Genomic DNA, 8,254 nt, shown 5'->3' with positions numbered 1-8,254 from the left:
ATGCCGCATTCAGCTATAAGCTGATGCAGTTTTACGCTACGGAGCTTCAGAAAGCGGAACAGAGAATGAGCGACCTGGCCAACCTGGATGCCAAGGGCCGCACAGCAAGCGCTTTATTATTGCTTAAAGATACTTTCGGGCTGCGTGAGGACGGGTACATTAATATTACCGTATCGCGGCAGGACATTGCATCCTATGCCGGCACTATTTATGAAACTGTTTTTAAGATCTTCACTGAATGGATAGCCAGCTCCTTTATTCAAACGGAAGGCAAGCATATGAAGATCCTCAATGAGGATGGATTGCGCGCTTTTATTCCGCACAATCATTAACCTCATCCGGCCTTTCGTTATTTCAGCACATCCAGCACCGGGCGCTCAACCCCTGACAACGTTTCCACACCGGGTTTTAACAGCTCCAGCACGGCTATGTGATTCTCTCCAGCCTTCAGCCACTCTGCGGGTACATAAATAGTTTGCTGGGGGCCTATTTCCCAATACCGGCCTAAGTTATGCCCGTTGATCCATACGGTTCCCTTGCCCCAGCTGCTCATGTCCAGGTAAGTATCCCCCGTTCTTGACAGAACAAAAGTACCTTCCTTCAGCACCGGTGCGTTACCACGGGTAAGGGTATACGCTTTAGCTTTCCCGGCAGGCAGCGTATCAAACGGAAGCCTGAATTGTTGCCAGTTCAGCAGCTCCTTGTTATTCAACAACACTTTTTCAGTGATCCCTTTTTTGTTCTGTAAAAGGTATGGGCCAAAGTTAATACGGCCCAGGTTTTCCACCAGCAGCTCCAGTGTTACCTTACCTTTTGGCAGCTGCACCTGCAGGCTGTCCTGGTATAAACGCCGGTCCAGCACACCGGCTCTTTTACCATTAATGAACACCAGCGCATAATCGCGCAGGGCTTTTATTTTCAGCAAGCCGGCCTGGCCGCCGTTCAGGGTAGTGCGGTATAATACCCACCCGTAGGCTTGTCCCAGGTCTTCAAACGTTAAAGGCGTTTTATTGTTAACCGGTTTGGGTAACACGTCAAATAAGCTGCGGGTTTGTGTGAACCGGATGGCGGGTATCTCAATAACCGGCCTGGCTGCCGGTACTTCCGGCAACACCTGACCGGCCGGCAAATGCCTGCTGATCACTTCCCGGAACTTCATAAATTTCTCCGTGGCATTACCTGCTTCATCCAGCGGCGCATCATAATCATAGCTGCTGATCTGCGGCTCATAAGGATTCTGATCATTATAGTTGGCGCCATTCATAAACCCGCGCGTGGTGCCGCCATGGAACATGTACATATTGATGGAGATGCCTGCTGCCAGCACGCTATCCAGCCTGCCCAGGTATTTCTCATAAGGTACGGTATGGTGTTTTGTGCCCCACCAGTCAAACCAGGCAGGGTACCATTCTGCAATGTAAAAAGGTCCTTTGCCGTTATGCCAGGTGCGGATCAGCTGTTTCACCTTTGCAGGATCATCAATGCCGTTAATAGCAGGCAGCAGGCCGGGTAAGTGCCCGTCCTTAATGGCAGGCTCCGGATCGCAGGTATATAACAGGCCGTCGAAACCGGCTTCCTGGAATATTTTACGGTTAATGTCCAGGTATTCCTTATCATTTGAATAAGAGCCATACTCATTTTCCACCTGCACCATTAAGATATTTCCACCGTGGTTCACCTGTAAAGGCGCCAGCTGCTTACCAATTTCTTTTATATAATTGCGATAGGCCTGCAGGTATTTTTGCTCCTTGCTGCGCACCACCAATCCCTTTTCTTCCTGCAGCCAGTAAGGATAACCGCCAAATTCCCACTCGGCGCAAACATAGGGGCTTGGGCGCAGCACTACCCACAAACCTTCTTCACGGGCGGTGTTTACAAAGGCGGCAATATCATTGTTCCCTGAAAAATCATAATGTCCTTTCTCCGGCTCATGCACATTCCAGAACACATAGGTGCCTATGGTGTTCAGCCCCATTGCTTTTGCCATTTTCATCCGTGCGCGCCAGGCTTCCCGGGGCACGCGGGGGTAATGTATTTCGCCGGAGATCATCTGGAACGGCTTACCATCCAGCAGGAAAACAGAATCGCCCAACGCAAAACTATGCGTGCCGGTTTGCTGCCCCATAGCAGCCATACAAAAAGCCACCATAGTAATAATAACTACGCTTATCCTTTTCATGCTTTACAGATTTAATCAAGATCTCCCTGCCAGGGTTACTATTGCACGGGCAGGGATACGGATGCTGTTTGTTACAGTAAATTCAGTGTTGCCGGGCGCCAGGCTGCCCTGGTCCGACGTGGTGTAGGAACGTACCCGGCTTAATTTTGCATGCCGGCAGTGGAGGGTTATGTCCACTGCGGCTGCACTACTGTTCACTACTACTATACTAAAAGTGTTATCAATATTCCTGTAAGCAGATACCAGCAGGTTCTTTCCCACCGCGGCACTGTCACTAACGGTTACCTGTACACGCCGGGCGCCGGGACGTATAAACCGGCTGTAGTTGCCCATGGCCCACAGCATTTTACTATCGTGGTACTGCCCGTCTGTTTTATTTTTATCAATGTAGATCAGGCCATCTTTATAATCATAGGGCGATATGGCCAGCCAGTACTGCCAGGCAGCGGCATTGGCCACCGCCAGATCATTATGGATAACCCGCGCAAGATATAGGGCCGCTTCCATGCCCAGATCTTTTTTGCTGCCATTGATCTCACCTGCATTATCGCCCAGGATACAATATTCAGATTGCCAGTAATCCAGGCCGGCTATGCTGGCAACACCGGCTGCCAGCTTTTCCCTCATTTGCACCGCCTTGTTGTGAGGCGATGTTGTGAAGTAGCTGTGTGCGGCAATGCTGTGCTGCACCTGCGGAAGGTTGCCTACATACCCCGCGGAATGCGGGTCAAAAAAAGTATTGGTTTGCTCGCCCTTGCCGGGTTTATCTCCTTTTTCATAGAGGTAATTGATCTGCCCTGCTTCGGGCAGCAGTATTTTTGCAGCAATTCCTTTCTCTGCAAACGCGCTGCTGATGCTGCGTACCAGGCCGCTGATCTGCTCATTGGTATAAGGGCATCCTTCCTGCCCGCCATCGCTCCAATCCCATTGCGGTTCATTAACCGGGCTGATATAATTGAACAGGATGCCGGCCGTTGTATACACGCCGTTCAGCACCTGTACCAGGTATGCGCCCAGGGCGCTGTATTTGGCGGCATCAATATTACATTCTCCTTTGCTGGCAAATGCTTTTCCATTCTTTGTAAGCTGCACCGGCGGGCTATTTAAAAAAGCCAGGAACTGCTGCACGCCTCTTGCTTTGGCTGCCTGTAAGAACCATAGTTGCCCGGCCTGCCTTTTCCAGTTCCAGCTGCTATCCTGTTCCAGGAATGATTCCGCACGGCGCCATTCATCTTTAATGCCACTGGCATCGCCCTGCTGAGCGCTGCCTGCGCCAATATTGAAACGCCACAGGGAAAGTCCTATGCCCTGCGGCTGACCGCCGGCAGTAGTATCCATTCCAAACAGCCAGTTTGCCATTTGCTGCTTTTTAGCATCCGGCCAGTTGCCGGCATACTGGCATGCCCATGCATCTGATGCGCCAAAGTTTTGGATCGTTTGGTAAGTAACAGCCGCATCCATGCTTACAACAACCGGTTTATGCTGCGCCTGTGAAAAAAAGTAAAAAAGTAAAAAGTAAAAAGTAAAACCAATGCCGCGAACAAATGAGTGATTACTTTTCATGCTACGTCAACTTTTAATTTTTACCTTTTACTTTTTTACTTTTTATTTTTTAATACCCTGTATTCTGTGTTATCCGGTTATTGGATGCCTGAATCTCTGTTCTTGGAATGGGTAACCAGTAATGCTTGGCGGCAAAGGCCCGTCCGCTTAAGGCTACCTTTCTCGTATACACGTAGCTGCCGCCACTGGTAGTTACATCCACCCCATAGGCCGGCACATTCTCTGTTACATCGGCTATTTTCCAGCGGCGTACATCGTAGAAACGGTGTTCTTCAAACGCCAGCTCCACCTGCCGCTCCTTGCGGATGGCATCGCGCATCTGCGTTTGGGAAAGCCCCGCGGGAAGATCGGGCTGATTTACCCTTTTGCGGATAAGGTTAATAGCGTTGTACACTGTACCATCCGGGCCTACTGCTTCGTTCTGCGCTTCAGCATAGTTCAGCAATATTTCGGCATAGCGGAAATAGATCCAGGGCTGCAGGCCGGCCACATTCCAGGGATTGTCGATCGGGTTCCTGTCGTCCATGTACTTGCGCAGGTAATATCCTGTTTTGGTAGTGTTCCAGTTGGAAGGGCCGTCTTTACTGTCCTTGCCGCCGGGTGTATAGATCTGTACGGTGCTGTTCCTGTAGGTGGCGCCGTTATATAAGATGGTGGCATAAAAACGGGCATCCCGGTTTACATAGGGGTTCTGCGCATTATAGCCGGAAGTGGGATCGGTAATATCTTTCCCGTTGCTCATCTGGTAGGCATCCACCAGGTTCTGTAAAGGCGTGTTACCTGCCCAGCCGTTATAGCCGTTAGGGCCGTTGGAAATTTCCAGACACACGTGGCGGGCGCCAATAGCATATTGTCTTTCAAAAATGATCTCGTTGCTGTTGGCGTTCAGGAATAAGCCGCTGTAACTGGCATCCAGGGAATATTTGCCCAGGTCCATCACTGCCTTTGCTGCAGCAGCTGCAGCGGCCCAGGCGCCTGCATTATACAGGGGGCTGGCTGCATACAGCAGCAGGCGTGATTTTAATGCCAGCGCAGCTCCTTTGGTAGCCCTTCCCAGCTGCCAGCTATCATCATTTGCCAGCGGCAGCTGCGCAATAGCGCTGTCCAGCTCTGACACGGCATAGTCAATGCTTTGTTTTATGGTGGCCCGGGTGAATAAAGCATCATCGCCCAGGTTATCCTCCAGGTTATACACCTTATCGCCCATCAGCACTACACCGCCATAGTTGCGGATCAGGTCCTGGTAGCGGAAAGCGCGTATAAAATGCAGCTCGCCCCTTAACTGGGTACGGTGACTTACGCTCATTGCCACACTGTCTATCTGGTTCAGCGCATAGTTGCATTCGCGGATGCTGCGGTAGCTACGCCCCCAGATAGTGCCTGCAATACCGGTGTTCTCCGGGGCCAGCTGCCCGCGTTGCACCAGCCAGGTATTATCATCATTGTTATAAATGGATTCATCCGTAAGCGCGCTCCACATGGCATATTCAAACCCGCGGCCAAAACCGGGGTTGGTGCCTTCGCCTTCTTTATCCTGCAGCTTAACGCTCATATAACGGTTGATCACAAAATCTTCAAACAAGGCAGAATCGGCCAGCACCGCTACATCAGGCACACGGTCCGTGGGCGTAATATCCAGGTAGTTCTTTTTACAGGACACCAGGATGCCTGCCATTGCAATGATCCCTATGCTTAAAATATTTTTAGTCTTCATGGCTTCTTTTTTACGGTTTAAAACTTAACATTCACGCCAACATTCACAATACGCTGCTGCGGATAGAACTGCCCGCTGCTGCTGGTGGAGGACCCTGTGGGACCGCCTTCCGGATCATAATCCTTCACTTTGGTAATGGTGAACAGGTTAAAGGCATTGGCATATACACGCAGCCCGCTTATTTTAATGCGGGATAAGATATCCGCATTAATGTTATACCCCAGCTCAATATTCTTTAACCGTAAAAAGGATGCATTATTCAACCAGAACGTATTATTATAAAGTCCTCCGTTAATAGAGGCAGAAGCCCTGTTATCTGCACGCGGATAGCTGCCGTTGGGATTGTTGGGGCTCCAGCGGTTATCGGCCCAGCTGCTGTAAAAATTGCCGATGGTGCCGGATTCCGGCAGTACGTACTGGCTTACATGTGTTTGCCCGGCCAATACTGCAGAGAAGTCAAAACCTTTATAATCTGCGCCTAATACTATGCCGTAAGTGATCTCAGGAATGTTACCATATTTTGTGCGGGTAGCATCATCTGCAGTGATCTGCTTGTCGCCGTTGTAATCCTGGTAGATCAGGTCTCCCAGCTGAGCGCCGGGCAGGTGCGGATAATTATCCAGGTCAGCCTGGGTTCTGAAAATACCAATGGCGTTATACAGCAGGTAAGTGTTCAGGGGGCGGCCTGTCTGGCGCTGGTAATCCAGTGCGCCGGCTGCTTCGTCTATAAAAATGATCTTGCTTTTTGCGTAGGTGAAGTTACCGCCAATGTGGTAATGTACATCGCCGGCAGAGTTATTATACCCCAGGGTAGCTTCTATACCATTGCTGTTCACCTTCCCGATATTTTCGGAAGGCACCAAAGGATCGCTGCCAAAGGGGTTCACAATACCGGATACCTGCGGAATGGAAGCATTGCGCTGGGTAAGGATATTGGAACGTTTTTGCTGGAAGTAAATGAACTCCATTGAGAAGTGCTGCAGGAAAACGGCATTAATGCCCAGGTCCAGCTTCTTGGCTGTTTCCCAGGTAATATTGGGATTGGCCAGTTTAATCAGGTCTATACCCGGGTGGATATTACTACCAGTGCCTACCACATACTGGTTGCTGAAGCTATAGTTATCAAAATACTGGAACAGCCCTACGTTATCATTACCCAAGGTACCATAAGAGCCACGCAGCTTCAGGTCCTGGATAAAAGATACCGGCTGAAACCAGTCTTCCTTGGAAATACGCCAGCCTGCGGATATGGAAGGGAAAAATCCATATTGCTTACCCTTGGGGAAAGTGGAAGAACCGTCTATACGCGCCTGCCCTTCCAGCAGGTATTTTTCCTGGTAGTTATAAGCCAGCCTTGCTATGTAGCTTTTGCGGGTGAACTGGTAGCTTTTACCGGCATTGTTCTTATCCGTAGCTGCAGATCCGCCCTGTGACAGCTCCGGCAATTGTGAGGATGGGAAGTTTAAGCGGGATGCAGACAAGCTGTCCATTACGGTTTTGCTTTGCTCATAACCCACAAAGGCATCCACATGATGCTGACCGAACTGGCGGGTAAAATTCAGCTTGATGTTAGAGGTTACCAGGGACTGGTTCAGCTGGTACTGGTTCAGGGAAGCCAGGCCTGCGGAACCGCCTACCACTACTTTATTATAAGTATTATTAGCAGCATCATAGCTGTATACCGGGTAAGGGGTGCTGAATGATTTATCAGCGCTCCAGGATTTATCTACCGAGAAGAAACCGTCCAGCGACAGGCCTTCAAGGCCCGGAATATCATAAGAACCTTTCAGAATGCCGTTGAACACCTGTGTGGGATTCCGGTTTGTACCGCCTATATCTGTTACCTGCATCACCGGGTTGTTATTTTCTATACCGGAGGTAGGCAGCCCGTTGGGATAAATAGCCGCTACCGTAGGATAGGCGCGGTAAATAGAACGGAAGATATCACCGGCGCCGGTTTGCGGGTACACACGGTCCTCTTCCCTGCCGGATAAGTACAAGCCTACCTTCAGGCGTTTGGTGATATTGGCATCTATATTTGAACGGAAGTTGTACTGGTCGTACTGCGTAGCGCCATGTTTATAAATGCCCTGCTGCCCGATGGTACCCAGGGACACATAATATTTTACATTTTCAGTGCCGCCGCTTACAGACAGGCTATGCTGATGCTGCAGCGCGGTATTCCGCAAAGTAGCTTTTTGCCAGTCGGTATTGGGATAGTTCAGCGGGTCGGAGCCGTCCCTGAACTTCTGGATCTGCGCATCCGTATAAAACTGGTTTAAGCCGCCACCCGGGTTGGTGTAATACTGAATTTCGTTCATGATGGTGGCATAGGTAGGCGCATCTGCCATTTTAGGCAGGCGGGTGGGCGAGGAAAAACCCTGGTTAAAGCTGTAACTGATCACCGGCTTACCTGTTTTACCCCGTTTGGTGGTAATTAATATTACCCCGTTGGCCGCGCGGCTGCCATATACGGCTGCAGAAGCATCCTTCAACACCGACATGCTTTCTATATCATTCGGGTCCAGCCTTTGCAGGCCGCCTATTTGCCCCGGTACCCCATCTACCACCACCAATACATCATTATTGCCGGTGGTAGCCAGGCCGCGTATATATATATTGGAATTATCATACCCCGGCTCACCGGAACGGTTATTGGCAATTACGCCTGAGAAACGGCCGGCCAGTGAGTTGGATACGTTCGGCTGCGGACTTTTTACAATGTCCGCCCCTTTTATAACGGAAATGGAACCGGTAAGGGTGGCTTTTTTCTGTGTGCCATAACCCACTACCACCAC

At 50.2% G+C, this 8,254-nt stretch carries 5 protein-coding genes; 1 reads left to right on the top strand and 4 read right to left on the bottom strand.

The annotated features are described in order from the left end of the window. The coding region (locus VIM87_RS00625; protein ID WP_331995092.1) for a Crp/Fnr family transcriptional regulator at positions 1–332 on the top strand (332 nt) is incomplete at its 5' end. 17 nt (positions 333–349) lie between these two features. On the opposite strand, the gene VIM87_RS00620 is transcribed toward VIM87_RS00625, so the two are convergent. The 4 genes from VIM87_RS00620 to VIM87_RS00605 form a co-directional block, all read right to left on the bottom strand. Further along, the gene (locus VIM87_RS00620; RefSeq protein WP_331995091.1) at positions 350–2,179 is read right to left on the bottom strand and encodes a glycoside hydrolase family 35 protein; all 1,830 of its coding nucleotides are present in this window, start codon (positions 2,177–2,179) and stop codon (positions 350–352) included. Between the two features lie 15 nt (positions 2,180–2,194). Continuing rightward, positions 2,195–3,742 (bottom strand): glycoside hydrolase family 30 protein, encoded by a 1,548-nt coding sequence (locus VIM87_RS00615; protein ID WP_331995090.1) that lies wholly within the window; start codon positions 3,740–3,742, stop codon positions 2,195–2,197. 49 nt (positions 3,743–3,791) lie between these two features. Further along, positions 3,792–5,456 carry a RagB/SusD family nutrient uptake outer membrane protein gene (locus VIM87_RS00610; protein ID WP_331995089.1) on the bottom strand — a complete coding sequence of 555 codons (1,665 nt, stop codon included), beginning with the start codon at positions 5,454–5,456 and terminating at the stop codon, positions 3,792–3,794. A gap of 17 nt (positions 5,457–5,473) precedes the next feature. Next, on the bottom strand, positions 5,474–8,254 hold a 2,781-nt coding region (locus tag VIM87_RS00605), incomplete at its 5' end, for a TonB-dependent receptor (RefSeq protein ID WP_331995088.1).

The sequence above is a fragment of the Chitinophaga sp. genome (assembly GCF_036569125.1).
Lineage (GTDB): Bacteria > Bacteroidota > Bacteroidia > Chitinophagales > Chitinophagaceae > Chitinophaga.
The sequence above is the reverse complement of the archived record's forward strand: the minus strand, read 5'-3'. Positions and strand labels throughout refer to the sequence as shown.

Bases quoted from the DNA above. Each gene is read 5' to 3' on its own strand.
- VIM87_RS00620 (WP_331995091.1), bottom strand. From the start codon at position 2,179: ATGAAAAGGATAAGCGTAGTTATTATTACTATGGTGGCTTTTTGTATG.
- VIM87_RS00615 (WP_331995090.1), bottom strand. From the start codon at position 3,742: ATGAAAAGTAATCACTCATTTGTTCGCGGCATTGGTTTTACTTTTTAC.
- VIM87_RS00610 (WP_331995089.1), bottom strand. From the start codon at position 5,456: ATGAAGACTAAAAATATTTTAAGCATAGGGATCATTGCAATGGCAGGC.